Raw genomic sequence first — 14,908 nt, 5'->3', positions numbered from 1 at the left:
ATTTTGGATAGTTAAAACTTCATCTTAATGAAATTCAGAATAATACTTTTATTGCTTTACAGCTTTGCAATTTCTCAAAATATTCAATCACAGGTATCGACCGATTTCAATGTAGATTTTGAAACTTATACCTTAGAAAATGGCTTAAACGTTATTTTCCACGTAGATAAATCAGATCCCGTTGTAGCAGTGGCTTTAACCGCACACGTGGGTTCTGCCCGGGAAAAAGAAGGCAGAACCGGTTTTGCCCATCTTTTTGAGCATCTTTTATTTCTAGAATCTGAAAATCTTGGAAAAGGCGGACTTGATAAATTGAGTGCGAGAATTGGCGGCTCCGGTGCCAACGGATCTACCAGTCGCGATCGTACCAATTATTTTCAAACCGTCCCTAAAGATGCTTTGGAAAAAATGATCTGGGCTGAAGCCGATAAACTTGGTTACTTCATCAATACGGTTACCGAACCTGTGCTCGCCAAGGAAAAGCAGGTGGTAAAAAACGAAAAAAGACAGGGCGTGGACAACCGCCCTTACGGTCATACAATGTATGTAATTGATAAAAATCTTTATCCTGAAAATCATCCTTATAACTGGCAGGTAATTGGCTCGCTGGAAGATTTGCAAAATGCAACTTTAGAAGACGTAAAGGAATTTTTCAACAATTGGTATGTTCCCAATAATGTAACCTTAAGTATTGCCGGGGATTTTGATAAAGAACAGGCTAAAGAATGGATTCATAAATATTTTGACGAAATACCACGAGGCCCGAAAATTGAAAGAGAAGAAAAGCAATTGGTAGAACTTTCTGAAACCAAAAAACTCTATTACGTAGATAATTTTGCCCGGCTTCCGCAGTTGACTATTGCCTGGCCGGCCGTATATTCTTACCACGAAGACACGTATGGTTTAGAAGTTCTGGCGAAATATTTAAGTGAAGGAAAAAACGCGCCCCTGTATCAACACCTTGTAGCCGAAAAAGAACTGACCGATCGTGTAAGAATGTACAATTATACTTCAGAATTGGCCGGCCAATTGATGCTTCAAGTTACCGCTTATAATGAAGTTGATCTTGATAAAGTAGAATCGGCAATTTTTGAAACATTTGAGGAATTTGAATCAGAAGGTATTCCTGAGCGCGATTTAAAACGTATTAAAGCACAACAGGAAACAAATTTTTATAACAGCCTCGCTAGTGTTTTAGGCAAAGGGTTTCAACTGGCACAATACCAGATTTTTGCCAATGATCCCAATTATATTAATAAGGATGTAGAAAAAATACTTGCGGTTACTGCGGAAGATGTAAAAGGAGTTTATGAAAAATATATAAAAGGAAAACATTTCGTCGCCACAAGTTTTGTTCCGAAGGGGCAAACTGAACTTGCTTTAGAAAATGCTAAAGAAGCTGAAGTTGTAGAAGAAAAGATCGTAGAAAATGCTGAAGAAGAAGTTAATGTTTCAACCGATGCTTCTTATGAAAAGACTCCCTCCAGTTTTGACCGAAGTGCAGAACCACCTTACAGCAGCGCACCAGAATTAGCGGTTCCCGAAATTTGGGAAAAAATTCTTCCTTCCGGATTGAAAGTTTACGGGATTACCAATACTGAAGTTCCGTTAGTAAAATTCAGCCTGGAGATGCAGGGTGGATTATTGCTGGAAAATCCTAATAAAGTCGGGGTTTCTAATCTTTTGGCTAATTTAATGACCAAAGGCACGAAAAACAAAACTTCGGAAGAACTGGAAGAAGCTATTCAGTTGTTGGGGGCCGATATTAGTATAAATGCAGAGGATGAAAAAATTGTTTTAACCGGAAGTACGCTGGCGAAAAATTATGCTAAAACTATAGATTTGGTCCAGGAAATATTATTGGAGCCACGATGGGATTCTACTGAATTCAAACTGCTAAAACAGCAGGCGCTTAGTAGAATCCAGCAGCAGGAAGCCGATCCAAACAGTATTGCGAATAACGAATTTAGAAAACTACTTTATGGCGAAAACCATATTTTAGGTCAGAATAGTTTAGGCTCAGAATCTTCGGTAAATAATATCACCTTAGAAGATCTTAAAAATTATTATTCAGAAAATCTTAGTCCGAAACGAAGCGTTTTTCACGTAGCCGGTTCCATAGAGAAAGAGGAAGCGATAAAAGGTGTTCGCGGTCTTTCAGTAGCCTGGCCGCCAAAATCGGTTAAAATGCCAGAAATTGCGCAGCCAGAGCTTCCGGAGAAATCTCAAATTTTCTTTTATGATGTTCCCGGTGCTAAACAATCGGTTTTACGATTTGGAACGCCTGCCCTGGCTGCAACAGATGAAGATTTTTACGCAGCTGAAGTAATGAATTATCGTTTAGGCGGTGGGGGATTTGCCTCCCAGCTTACCCAGGAATTGCGCGAAGGAAAAGGCTATACCTACGGAATTCGTTCCGGGTTTAATGCAGGGAAAAATAAAGGACCGTTCTTAATTTCCAGCGGCGTACGTAGCAATATCACCTACGATGCGGTAAAACTTATCAAAGAAATTATAGAAAATTATCCTCATAATTTTGACGGGGAAGATATGGAAGTCACCCGCGGATTTATGGTTAAAAGTAACGCCAGAAAATTTGAAACTTTGAACTCAAAACTGGATATGCTTAACGAAATCAGCACTTTTGGCCGTGAATATGACTACATTAAACAACGGGAAAAAATGGTGAATGAGCTTACCGTTTTAGATATAAGAGAATTGGCTGAAAAATATATAAATCCCAAAAAAATGTACTTTTTGATCGTGGGAGACGCCGAAACACAAATGGAGAAACTGGAAGAGCTCGGGCTTGGAAAACCGGTTTTATTAAACGAAACTAAAGAATAATGATAATTCCTGCACTTTTACTTGTTTTAGGACTGGTGATCTTGATTTTTGGAGCCAACTATATGGTTGAAGGTGCTTCTGCCCTGGCGAAAAAATTCAATATTTCTAATCTTGCCATTGGTTTAACTATCGTGGCATTTGGAACGTCTGCCCCGGAATTGGTAGTAAACACTTTTGCCGCTGCCGATGGGTATTCAGATATTGTATTTGGAAATGTAATTGGCAGTAATAATTTTAACCTCTTCATCATCCTGGGCATTACGGGGCTTATCACTCCGCTGGCGGTCCAATCAAGTACTGCGTGGAAAGAGGTTCCTATTTCGCTCATTGCCGTTGTTATCCTGTTTTTTATAGTTAACGATCAATTCTTTTCAGCTAATAAAACCGGGATTTTAGGTACTTTAGACGGATTTATATTACTTTTCTGTTTCCTGGCATTCTTATTCTACGTGTACAAGCAGCTAAAAAATGATGATGTAGTTGAAGAAGATGACATTAAACTCCTTTCTCCATTAAAAACCACACTTTTTATCATTGGCGGATTGGCGGGACTGGTTCTAGGCGGCCAATTAGTGGTAAACAACGCGATAGAAATTGCTGAAAGTATGGGAATTAGTCAGAAAATTATTGGGCTAACTGTGGTAGCAGCCGGGACTTCCCTACCTGAACTTGCAACTTCTATAGTAGCCGCAGCAAAAAAGAATGCCGACATTGCTGTGGGAAATATTATTGGATCTAATATCTTCAATATCTTCCTTATTCTATCTGCGGCCTCACTTATAAATCCTATAAATTTCAATTTAAATTTCAACCAGGATCTTTATATCCTGGCCGGTGGAACACTTTTCCTGCTTTTAGCTATGTTCACCGGGAAACGACGACGATTAGACCGTTGGGAAGCTTTAATTTTATTAATCGCATACCTAGCTTATACTACCTATTTAGTAATGCAGGAGTTGTAAAAATAGATGAGGTTGAATTTTAAGACCTCCCAGACTTTAAAAACCTCTGAGGTCTTTAAAACACGTGCTCGATGAGTTTTTTAGATCGTCTATTTTTTATGAATTCCTTTTCATTTGCCAAAGATTAATTCTATTAATTTAGACTTATGAAAAAGATATTATTACTTCCGGTACTTGCACTATTGCTTAGCTGTGCGAATGAAGCTGAAAAGGAAAAAACTAATTTACGTATAGATAACCTTGAAGCCGATCTTAATGATTTAAAGATTGAAAAAGATTCCCTGCAAAAAGAATTGAGATTATTGAAAAGTCGAAATCCAGTAGTTTTTACTGAAGATTTTGATACGATGCAAAATCCTGAAACATTTATTGTAGAATCGTTAGAACGAAATTCACAACTAATTCCTGAAGAATCTGTTTTAGGCGGAACGATGCGTTTTTTAGACACTGAAATTCTGAATGAGCGCTTTATATGGGCCTATTATGAAGATGGACACGTTGCCGGGGAAGCTATTTTTCAGTATAAATTAAATGAAGCAGATAGTATTGATTTTACACTGGTTTCAGAAATTAGGGATTAGGCTATAGCCGGTTTAGCAAATTTCTCCCGAAGTAATTCCAGATTTTCTTCTGAAAAACCTTTAAGCTCTACCATACCGCCTGTAGCTTTTGGTGCCTTTATAATTAACTGATAATTGCTTAGATGAATCTTTAATTCCGAACTAAATTATAAGTTTTCGGTTGTTGATGTGGCCTCGCTACAATCAATTTTTCATCGTCCCAGGCTATATATTCGGTATTTCTATCTTTTTGTTCATAAGCCAGCCAGGCATTTTATAAACCTGAAATAAAATACAAGGAAGAAATTAAAATGGCTCCTCTCCCCTCAGTAAAAATGTAATTTACCAGGCCCAAAAGTATCCAGAAAACCGCGAAAATAAAGTACAGATTCTTCTTTAAAAAGCTGGTATGTTTTACTATTTTCTGCATCAGGCGGTCGCTAAATAATTAAACCAAGAAAATAATTATTTTAAAAATTTGGATGGGGATTTTTAACCCGGCAGATGCCACCACCCCCTTTTTTCTCCTACGTGGAATCCCTCCTCTTCCTCACCGGATAAAGTGTCACTTTGAGTGGTCCCGATGTAATCGTGATTGAATCGAGAAGTTCTCGATTTTTCGGCTATCGCCTTAAAATCAACTGGAACTGCAGGATTAATAACAAAAACTTATTAACTTATTTTTACTTTAGAGACATTCATATGAGGGTTAGTTATATATATATTCAGGAAGGCGCAGATAAAATTTATTATACTGGCGTCACCTCTAATCTCGAAAAAAGGATAGTAGAACATCACTCGGGCGCCCATCCAGATAGTTATACCGCAAAAAGACCACCTTTAAAATTGTTGTTTTTTCCGAATTTACAGACATTAATTATGCTATTTTACGAGACAAACAAATTAAGAAATGGTCTCAAGCTAAAAAGAAAGCTTTGATAGATGGAAGTTTTGATGCGTTATCAAATCTGGCTAAGAAAACTTTAAAAAGTAGGCATTAGAAACTCGCTGTTTAGTTAATCCCGCTACTGTCACTTCGAGTGGCCCGATGGAATCCGGAGTGTTTAGAGAAATTCTCGATAGGGTTTTTCGGCTATCGTCTATGAAATTTCCTCGAACTGACGGAAAAATCAATACCTTAAACCTATGAAACAAGGTTTTCGCTATTTCATAAAATTCATTTTAATTCTGTTAGCGCCGCCTGTAATTTACCTGGTTGTAGCGTTGATTGGATCTATAATCCCGGTGAATTCTAAACACGAAACTAAAAAGTCGGATATTGAAATCTATCTTTATAAACAGGATATGCATACCGATATTTTGCTTCCGGTACGTTCTTATATTATTAATTGGGATAGCATTTTTAAACCGGAACATACTTTAGCAAATCCAAAAAACTCAGAAATTATCGGGTTTGGTTGGGGTGATCTAAATTTTTACCGAAATACACCGCAGTGGGAAGATCTAAAACTGAATGTTGCTTTTAAAGCACTTTTCTTAAAATCTCAAAGCGCCCTGCACACCCGGTTTTATCAAAAAGTACCAGTTTCAGAAAACCTGGTAAAAATTTCAGTTACTGAAGATCAGTATAAAAAACTGAGTAAGTATATTTTAGAAAAGTCAAATATTCAAAAATCAGTAGAAATTCAGCCGGTACAAGATTTACATTATTATCGCGACGACGCATTCTATTTAGCCAAAACTTCTTTTAGCCTTTTTAAAACCTGTAATACCTGGACAAATTCCGCATTAAAATACGCCGGACTTAAGGCCTGTTTATGGACACCTTTTCCGCAGGGAATATTTTATCAATATCGCTAAAGCTAGAACTTCAACGGGAAGAAAAAATGCAACTTTAAGAGCTATTAATTTTATAATTTCATAGCTTTAATTAAAATTATAACCAGCTTTGAAGAATTCAGTTTCTAAATATTCTTCTTTTTTTCTTTCGGGAGTAATATTACTTTTATTACTAGCAGCTTATTTTAGCCTCCCGTCTTTTAGAGAATTCGTAGATACCACCATAAGGGTTTTAACCAATGGAAATACAGATATTACCCGGGCTTATTTTAAAGATTTCGGCGTTTGGGGGCCGGTAGCTATTATCCTGTTTATTATACTTCAAATGTTCCTAATTATTTTCCCTTCCTGGATTCCCATAATTGTGGCGGTTATGGCATATGGTTTTTGGTGGGGAAGCCTGATTTCGTTAACTGGAGTAGTTCTGGCTTCTTATATCGGATATTTTATTGGTGAAAAATTAAAAGGAGTATTTCTTACTAAAATATTTGGTGAGGATAAATTGAAGAAAATGGATTTCTGGATTGGAAATTATGGATTTGGCTCTGTAATATTATTCAGGATCTCTCCTTTTTTATCTAACGATTCCATCAGTTTTATTGCCGGCATGCTGGGAATGGAGTTAAAAAAGTTTATTTATGCCACCCTCTGTGGAATGGTTCCATTAACCTTAGCGATCGCCTATTTTTCGGAAGATCCCTCTAAATTGAAAGAGGGACTATATTGGATAGGTGGCGTTGGCCTGGTTGCTTACGCTATTTATATTTTAATCGATTATAAAAAGAGGAGAAAAAACAGCAATTCCAAAGCCTGAAATTCTCGTAAATAACTTTCCCCTTTTAAACTGAGGATTTTATAATTTTTTTATAATCTCCCAAAATGATTTATTCTTGTTAAATACTTATCTTAAGGATGTTAACCCAAAATCTTAAACATGTCTATAGATAAAATTCAAAAACCTGAAGTTGAAAAATTTTATCACCGGCTGGAAAATTCTGCCGATTTAGATCCTTTACTGGAAAAAATAGGGGATGCAAAATATGTGCTTCTGGGGGAAGCCAGTCACGGAACCCACGAATATTATACCTGGCGTGCACAAATATCAAAACGTCTTATAAATGAAAAAGGATTTTCCTTTATTGCTGTTGAAGGTGACTGGCCCGATTGTTATAAGATCAATAAATGGATTAAATCTTATAAGAATTCCGGCGAAAATATTCAGGATGTATTAAAAGAATTTAATCGCTGGCCTACTTGGATGTGGGCTAATTGGGAAATTGCTGCTTTCGCAAACTGGTTAAAAGATTTTAATTTGAATAAAAAGCAGGAAGAAAAAATTGGCTTCTATGGTCTTGATGTCTATAGTCTCTGGGAATCTATGGATTCCATAGTTAATTATCTCCAGAAGGAAGACCCTGCCACGGCTGAATTAGCAAAAGATGCTCTTAATTGTTTTGAACCTTTTAAAGCAAAAGATTCCTATGCCTCAATTTTCTCTACTTCAAAAGGAGATTGTAAGAATGAGGTGGTCCAATTGTTAAAAGAAGTTAGAGAAAAAGCACATAGCTATGACAGCGCTGAAGAAGCAGGTTTAAACGCCGAGTTGAATGCTTTAGTTATGGCAAACGCTGAAAAATATTATAAAGCTATGGCCGGGTTTGGTGACGATTCATGGAATGTTAGGGACCGACATATGGTGGAAACATTAAACCGACTTATGGCTCATCACCATGAAGAGGCTAAAGTGATCATTTGGGAGCATAACACTCATATTGGAGATGCACGGGCAACAGATATGGCCGCAAGTGGATTGGTCAATGTAGGCCAATTAATAAGGGAACAGCACAGCAAAGAAGATATTGTACTGGTTGGTTTTGGTTCTTATTCAGGATCTGTTATGGCCGGTAGAAACTGGGGAGCACCTATGCAGAAGATGAAAGTTTCCGAAGCAATCCAGGACAGTGTAGAACATAGATTACATAAAAGTGACCCGGAAAATAAACTTATAATTTTTGATGAAAATCAGGAATTAAATGACGCTTTTTCTGAAAAGATGAAACACCGCGCAATTGGGGTAGTTTACCATCCGGACAGGGAACGCGGGAATTATGTTCCATCGAGGATGTCGGAACGTTATGATGCGTTTATACATCTGGATAAAACCACAGCCCTGCACCCGTTGAATTTACAACCAAAAACAGAATTGACCCCGGAAACTTATCCTTTTGGAATTTAATAAATGTAAATCGAACTACCTCGGTAGTATTTAAATCTCGATTATTGAGTAAACTTTTTTCTTTAAAATGATTTACTTAATTGTCTAAATTGAAATTAAAGCAAATTATCCGGGTGCTATTAAACGCTCTTTACTTTCAATTCTTTTCTTTGTGGTTTTGGAGCCGCGTGCACCGGTTCGGCATATAAGTCGAAATCCGCGGCATCGGTTACTTTGACTTCGTAGAACTCCCCGGTTTTCAGGTAAATTGAAGTTGCATCAATTAGCACTTCATTATCAACATCGGGAGAATCAAACTCGGTTCTTCCAACAAAATAATTTCCTTCTTTTCTATCGATCACCACTTTAAATACCTGCCCGATTTTCTGCTGGTTCAATTCCCAGGAAATCTGGCTCTGGATTTCCATAATCTGGTTGGCGCGATCTTGCTTCACTTCTTGCGGAACGTCGTCTTCCAGGTTATAAGCGTGCGTATTTTCTTCATGGGAATAGGTAAAACAACCCAATCGCTCAAAACGCATCTCTTCTACCCAATCTTTTAATTCCTGAAACTGTTCTTCGGTCTCACCGGGATAACCTACAATTAGTGTAGTTCTAATCGCCATTTCGGGAACAAATTTCCTGAAATCTTTAAGCAGTTTTGTGGTTTTTTCGTGGGTGGTTCCGCGGCGCATAGATTTCAATAATTCGGTATTGATATGCTGCAGCGGAATATCGATATAATTACAAATCTTTGGTTCGCGTTTCATCACATCCAGTACATCCATTGGGAAACCGGTTGGGAATGCGTAATGCAAACGAATCCACTCAATGCCGTCAACCTTTGCCAGGTTTTCCAGTAATTCGGCAAGGTTTCGCTTTTTGTATAGATCGAGTCCGTAATAAGTTAAATCCTGCGCGATAAGAATCAATTCCTTTACACCATTTGCGGCAAGGTTTTTAGCTTCTTTTACCAGATCTTCAATCGGGGTAGATTTATGCCCGCCGCGCATTAAAGGAATAGCGCAAAAAGAACAGGGGCGGTCGCAACCTTCAGCAATTTTAAGGTAAGCGTAATTCTTAGGCGTAGTTGTTAAACGTTCACCCAGCAATTCATGTTTATAATCGGCTTCTAGGGCTTTTAATAATCCCGGAAGTTCTGTAGTTCCAAAATACTGGTCGACATCGGGAATTTCCTTTTGAAGATCGGGTTTGTAACGCTCGCTCAAACAGCCCGTAACAAAAACCTTATCAACTTCGCCCTGCTGCTTTTGCTCTACAAATTCTAAAATAGTATTTACCGATTCTTCCTTGGCGTTGTCTATAAATCCGCAGGTATTAATCACCACAATATTGCCGTCCTGCTCGTGCACCACGTCTTTATTGTTGCCCTTAAGCTGCCCCATCAACACCTCACTATCATACACATTCTTGCTGCAACCTAGGGTTACTACATTAATACGGTTCTTCTTTATCGACTTTGTCCTCATATAATTCTAATTTTCAAAGCTACTTCTATACATTCTTTTCGTCACACGACTCCGAACTGTCGGGAAATTCAACTTGATTCTCAACAACCTGGATCTCCGAACAAATTTCGGAGCAGGCTCTGAAGCAAGTTCAGGATGACGTCTAAAAAATATTCAGACAGCTTCTTAAAAGCGGGTGCAAAGATACAATCTATAATTTGAACTACAGCGGGTTAATATTGAAAGGAATAACTTCCACACTATCTTTTCATGTTTGCTATTTCTACTGAGAAATCTAAGGTTGATTTATATCGGCCCTTCATTTCTTTTGCTCGTCCAAAAGAAACGAATCAAAGAAAAAGACGCCTTTTTCAAGGAATTTTTTGGCAAAATGTCAAAAACCGTGCACAAAACCCTGCGGATGATCGATTGAAAAAATCGACCATCCTGAATCTCGGGGTTTTGTACACATATTCTGCGAAAAAGGATTTACTAAAAGCAGGCCGTTGAAAAAAATGCTTTTAATAATTTCATAAATAGCCATTTAAACTATTTTGTAACTTTCCAATCTATCAAATACTTAAGAAACTACTTATAAATGAAAAAATATCTCCTCTTCCCTATGCTTTTATTTCTCCTTTTGAATACGCTAAGCGCCCAGCAGCGAGTATCTGAATTACCGCTGAAGATCGGGGTAATGGAGCGAGGAGAACTTAATGCCATTACCGATGTTGAAGGCGTAAATGTTGGTCATACCACTTTGGTGAAAGGCGATTCGGTGCAGACGGGTGTGACGGCAATTCTTCCGCACGGCGGGAATATTTTTCAGCAGAAAGTCCCCGCAGCGGTTTTTGTTGGAAATGGTTTTGGAAAACTGGCCGGCAGCACCCAAATTAACGAACTGGGAAATTTGGAAACACCAGTGATCCTTACCAATACTTTAAATGTCCCAACCGCGATGGACGCGGTGATAAAATATACGCTGAACCTTCCCGGGAATGAAAACGTACGCTCAGTTAACGCGGTGGTAGGCGAAACCAACGATGGCTATTTAAATGATATCCGTGGACAACATGTAAAGAAAGAAGATGTAATTTCTGCAATAGAAAATGCTAAATCGGGTAAAGTTACTGAAGGAAATGTTGGTGCCGGCACCGGTACTATTGCTTTTGGTTATAAAGGCGGGATAGGTACTTCTTCCCGCAAACTGCCAGAAAGTCTGGGCGGTTACACTTTAGGCGTTTTAGTGCAAAGTAATTTTGGCGGCGTTTTGCAAATTGCCGGAGTTCCGGTTGGGCAAAAACTTGGAAAATATAGTTTTAAAGATGATTTGCTGAATAATGTAGATGGTTCATGTATGATTGTAGTGGCTACCGATGCGCCGCTAAATAATCGAAACCTGGAACGGCTGGCGAAACGGGCATTTCTCGGGCTCGCAAAAACCGGCGGAATTGCTTCGAACGGCAGCGGCGATTATGTGATCGCTTTCTCAACCGCCGAAGGCGTTAGGATTCCGTATAAAATAGAAACCGCAACCCTGGAGCAGGAAGTGGTTACCAACGATTTAATGTCGCCATTATTTATGGCTGCCATTGAAGCTACAGAAGAAGCGATCTTAAATTCCCTTTTTATGGCCAAAACTACAACCGGATTTAAAAATCGAAATATTAAAGCTTTACCAATAACTGATGTTTTAGAACATTTGAAAAAAGCTGGAGTAATTGAGGAGCATTAACAAAAAAGTTTGGCACATTTCTAACACAAAGTCAAATAAAATTGACTCAACCTAGTGGATCACGAAAAAATATATTTGGATAACTAACCTTTTAGTAAGCTCTATTGCATTACAACTTTGAAACCGCCTTACCGCTAATTTTTTATATTAATCTAATCATTCATTTGCTACGATAAACTATTCTTTTAATTTCGGCTCTCATTCATTAATCTTAATTCAAATCATTTATGCGATTAAAAATCATCTTTATCCTAATTTTTATAGGATTTCAAACTTCATATGCACAAACAGCATACGGCATCAAGGGCGGTTTCAATTTATCTAAATATCATTCAGACCTCACTGATAACTATAGTTTTAAACCTGGATTTTATTTGGGAGGAACTGGGAAATTTGAACTTAATAACACATTTAACTTAAAACCAGAGGTCTTCTTCAGCTTTCAGGGTTCAGACATGAATGCGAATATTATATTATATGATTTAAATGACCCTCAAGCTGAAAGGAGGGAAATCTCAAAAATTCGCGTCAATGAATACGCATTCAATATTCCTGTTTTAATTGATTTTTCACTTTCTGATAATTTTCACCTAGAAGCTGGGCCACAAGCCGGATTTATTTTTAAAAATAGTAGTAAAATAGTAGAAGGGCGTGGAGACTATGGAAACTTCCAGGAGGAAGATGACAATGATTTACGAATCTCCTTGGCAATCTCCTTTGGAATAAATTATAAGGTCACAAAAGATATTTACCTGGGAGCGAGATATTCCAGGGACATAAAAAGACATGACTCAACCCTTAAGAATTCAATAATTTCAACAGGTCTGGAATTTTATCTATAGCTGCCTTGAAATTTTATTGTGTAGATTATGTAAGACATCTATAGGTTAATTGGACAGTTTCGTGACGTCCTGTATGGTTGGTTATAGAGTCAACAGGCATCTTGGAAAAAGTGCAATTTAAGAAACCAGGAAAGAAACAGATCAAGCCGATAAGTCCGTATCCATATTCCCGTTATTTGTTCGTAACCATTAGCACCAATTAAAGACAGAGGACTTAAGAATTTCAATTAAGCACTAATCCGGAAATTATACCTGCGAAAACGGCTATGTTTATCCTATATTAGCCGGCTATGAGTAAGAAATTTATATTAGACACCTTAAAATTCAGAAAAGATGAGTGAACCAATAAATATCTGTTTGTCTTGTGGTTTATGTTGTGATGGTACTTTAATTGGTTTTGTACAGCTCGATAATGAAGAGCTGTCACCATTAAGACAGTTGATGGATATTGAAGAAACAGATGAAAATGGAATGTTTTTTCTACCCTGTGATAAATTTGACTGCAATGGTTGTAATATTTATTCTCAAAGACCGAAGGCATGTAGCAATTTTGAGTGTGGCGTTTTGAAATCCTTTGAAAAAAAGGAGTTGAGTTTTGATAAGGCTATTCAAGTGATTGATGTAGTTAAACAAAAAAAGATATCCATTGAAAAACAGGTAGCAACATTACAGATTGAACTACAATCCAAATCATTTCACTTTAAAATGCTCGAATTGAAAAAGTTGCTTCGGCAAAATAAGTCTGAATTATCCTTATCACAAAACCATCAGGAATTACTTTTGGAGGTCAGAGAACTTGATAAGTTATTATCAGATAGTTTTGGAGTTTCGTTTTAGTAAACAACTTCGGAGTAAGCTCACAAGTATTATTATTAGAAAATATCATTTGATTTCCAGGCAGGCCCGCCTGATTGATTCGGACAGGCCTCGGAACGTTTAATCTCGATTATCGAGTAAATGGAAATTCAGGGATTGATCTTTACAAAAACATTAGTATCCAGAATTCTTAAATATTCTGAAATTCCAAGTAACCGCTAAATTTTACCTAAAATTTTATTAGATTTATAAAATATCCGACACGAAAAAAATTTATTACTGAACCATACGTACATTTCCTGGAAAAATTTTCTACCAGAAAAGCAGTTGAAAAGTGGACTAGTAAACCAGCTCGTGAGGCATTCAGAGCGAATAATTTAAATCTCGCCTTGCGAGAAAATTACCACTGATTCATGATAAAATTATATTTAATAAGTCTGCTTTTATTAATTCCGGTGCTGGGGTTCTCGCAGCAAAAAGACAGTCTGGGCGAACCTATTATTCCGTCCGATAAAATTGAGCTTTTAAAAAATATAAATTTCACTTTTGATATGCGGCTGGGATTTCAGGCGTATACTTTTAGAGGTGGTGATAATTATTACAACGGAATACAGTTTCTTAATGGTTTTACCGCGCTTGGAATTTCCGGGAAATTACACGAAAAAGTGAATTTCACCTTTAGAAACCGATTTAATAAAAATAGCGATGTACAAACGCTGGATAGATTAGGCAGTAATATTGAACTTGCGTTTATTGATATTAAAGCCAGCCCTAAGCTTGATATCAGGCTTGGGAAAATGAATCCTTTTTATGGCGGGTATGAATATGAGTACAGTCCGTTGTATGTTTTAGAATATAATGATGTTTACAATAATGTCCTCGCGTTTGTTACCGGGGCCGGAATTACCTACCAGGCTTTAGAAAATCATAAATTTGGTTTCCAGGTTTTAAATTCCCGAACAATGCATTACGACGATCTCTATGGTGATATTGTTGCCGAAAACATCCAGGAACCAGATTGGCCGGTTGCTTATGTGGGGAACTGGCGGGGAAGTTTTTTTGATGGTAAACTTCAAACTATCTATAGCCTGAGTCATTCTTATGAAGTTAAAAAAAGAGGAACCACTTTTTTTACTTTAGGCCACAAATATCAAAATCGTAATCTAAGCCTGATGTACGATTTTCATTACAGTTATGAGGAGGTAGATACAAAAGGAATTCTCACCAGCATTGTGAATGACCAATCCATTGCCGAAGATGTATTATATATCGAAAATTGGATAAGGGCAGAATACCGCTTTAACCCAAAATTCACCGGTTTATTAACACTTATGACGAGCAGCGCCTACGATAACGTAAAAACAAGTAATGATCACATAAGAAGAAGCTACGGAATGATCCCAACCATATATTACAGCCCTTTTAAAAATCTTGACCTCCGGTTTTTCCTGGCTTATATTGGCCGTTATTTTGATTATTCAGAATTTGCATCGCAAAATTTTGGGGCCTCCAGTTATAATAAAAATGAAGTGAGGGTTGGTTTTATTGCTCCGCTATTATTATTGTAATCGAGTTCTCCCCTTTTATTTTTATGAATTCTACAACCTATAATCCTTGACATTCTTATTTTATAAACATTTTTCATAAAACATTATTGCATTT

Annotated in this window: 13 protein-coding genes; 12 read left to right on the top strand and 1 reads right to left on the bottom strand. The window is 37.3% G+C overall.

What is annotated here, in order from left to right:
- Positions 1 to 27: 27 nt before the first annotated feature.
- The 7 genes from B5X53_RS04300 (at position 28) to B5X53_RS04270 (ending at position 8,405) form a co-directional block, all read left to right on the top strand.
- Positions 28 to 2,847, top strand: a complete 2,820-nt coding sequence (locus tag B5X53_RS04300; RefSeq protein WP_079712003.1) for a M16 family metallopeptidase — start codon at positions 28 to 30, stop codon at positions 2,845 to 2,847.
- The gene (locus tag B5X53_RS04295) at positions 2,847 to 3,809 is read left to right on the top strand and encodes a calcium/sodium antiporter (protein WP_079712002.1); all 963 of its coding nucleotides are present in this window, start codon (positions 2,847 to 2,849) and stop codon (positions 3,807 to 3,809) included. The genes B5X53_RS04300 and B5X53_RS04295 overlap by 1 nt, the downstream gene beginning before the upstream one ends.
- Before the next feature lie 146 nt (positions 3,810 to 3,955).
- Positions 3,956 to 4,390 carry a hypothetical protein gene (locus tag B5X53_RS04290; protein ID WP_079712001.1) on the top strand — a complete coding sequence of 145 codons (435 nt, stop codon included), beginning with the start codon at positions 3,956 to 3,958 and terminating at the stop codon, positions 4,388 to 4,390.
- Between the two features lie 681 nt (positions 4,391 to 5,071).
- Positions 5,072 to 5,308, top strand: a complete 237-nt coding sequence (locus B5X53_RS04285) for a GIY-YIG nuclease family protein (RefSeq protein WP_317042311.1) — start codon at positions 5,072 to 5,074, stop codon at positions 5,306 to 5,308.
- Positions 5,309 to 5,515: 207 nt separating this feature from the next.
- On the top strand, positions 5,516 to 6,190 hold the full coding sequence (locus B5X53_RS04280; RefSeq protein ID WP_079712000.1) for a TIGR02117 family protein: 675 nt from the start codon (positions 5,516 to 5,518) through the stop codon (positions 6,188 to 6,190).
- An 88-nt stretch (positions 6,191 to 6,278) separates the two neighbouring features.
- The gene (locus B5X53_RS04275; RefSeq protein ID WP_079711999.1) at positions 6,279 to 6,983 is read left to right on the top strand and encodes a TVP38/TMEM64 family protein; all 705 of its coding nucleotides are present in this window, start codon (positions 6,279 to 6,281) and stop codon (positions 6,981 to 6,983) included.
- A gap of 120 nt (positions 6,984 to 7,103) precedes the next feature.
- Positions 7,104 to 8,405, top strand: a complete 1,302-nt coding sequence (locus tag B5X53_RS04270; protein ID WP_079711998.1) for an erythromycin esterase family protein — start codon at positions 7,104 to 7,106, stop codon at positions 8,403 to 8,405.
- Positions 8,406 to 8,524: 119 nt separating this feature from the next.
- On the opposite strand, the gene rimO is transcribed toward B5X53_RS04270, so the two are convergent.
- The gene (rimO, locus tag B5X53_RS04265; RefSeq protein ID WP_079711997.1) at positions 8,525 to 9,874 is read right to left on the bottom strand and encodes a 30S ribosomal protein S12 methylthiotransferase RimO; all 1,350 of its coding nucleotides are present in this window, start codon (positions 9,872 to 9,874) and stop codon (positions 8,525 to 8,527) included.
- A 249-nt stretch (positions 9,875 to 10,123) separates the two neighbouring features.
- On the opposite strand from rimO, the gene B5X53_RS19015 reads away from it, so the two are divergent.
- From B5X53_RS19015 to B5X53_RS04245, 5 genes are all read left to right on the top strand, one after another.
- Positions 10,124 to 10,363 carry a hypothetical protein gene (locus tag B5X53_RS19015; RefSeq protein ID WP_157822112.1) on the top strand — a complete coding sequence of 80 codons (240 nt, stop codon included), beginning with the start codon at positions 10,124 to 10,126 and terminating at the stop codon, positions 10,361 to 10,363.
- 88 nt (positions 10,364 to 10,451) lie between these two features.
- The gene (locus B5X53_RS04260; RefSeq protein WP_079711996.1) at positions 10,452 to 11,588 is read left to right on the top strand and encodes a P1 family peptidase; all 1,137 of its coding nucleotides are present in this window, start codon (positions 10,452 to 10,454) and stop codon (positions 11,586 to 11,588) included.
- 227 nt (positions 11,589 to 11,815) lie between these two features.
- A complete protein-coding gene (locus tag B5X53_RS04255; protein WP_079711995.1) occupies positions 11,816 to 12,430 on the top strand; it encodes a porin family protein in 615 nt (204 codons plus the stop codon).
- 333 nt (positions 12,431 to 12,763) lie between these two features.
- On the top strand, positions 12,764 to 13,267 hold the full coding sequence (locus B5X53_RS04250) for a YkgJ family cysteine cluster protein (RefSeq protein WP_079711994.1): 504 nt from the start codon (positions 12,764 to 12,766) through the stop codon (positions 13,265 to 13,267).
- Positions 13,268 to 13,659: 392 nt separating this feature from the next.
- Positions 13,660 to 14,814: a porin gene (locus B5X53_RS04245; RefSeq protein ID WP_079711993.1), complete on the top strand. Its 1,155-nt coding sequence runs from the start codon at positions 13,660 to 13,662 to the stop codon at positions 14,812 to 14,814.
- Positions 14,815 to 14,908: the final 94 nt, after the last annotated feature.

Source organism: Salegentibacter salinarum (assembly GCF_900168115.1).
GTDB classification, from domain to species: Bacteria; Bacteroidota; Bacteroidia; order Flavobacteriales; family Flavobacteriaceae; genus Salegentibacter; species Salegentibacter salinarum.
The sequence above is the reverse complement of the archived record's forward strand: the minus strand, read 5'-3'. Positions and strand labels throughout refer to the sequence as shown.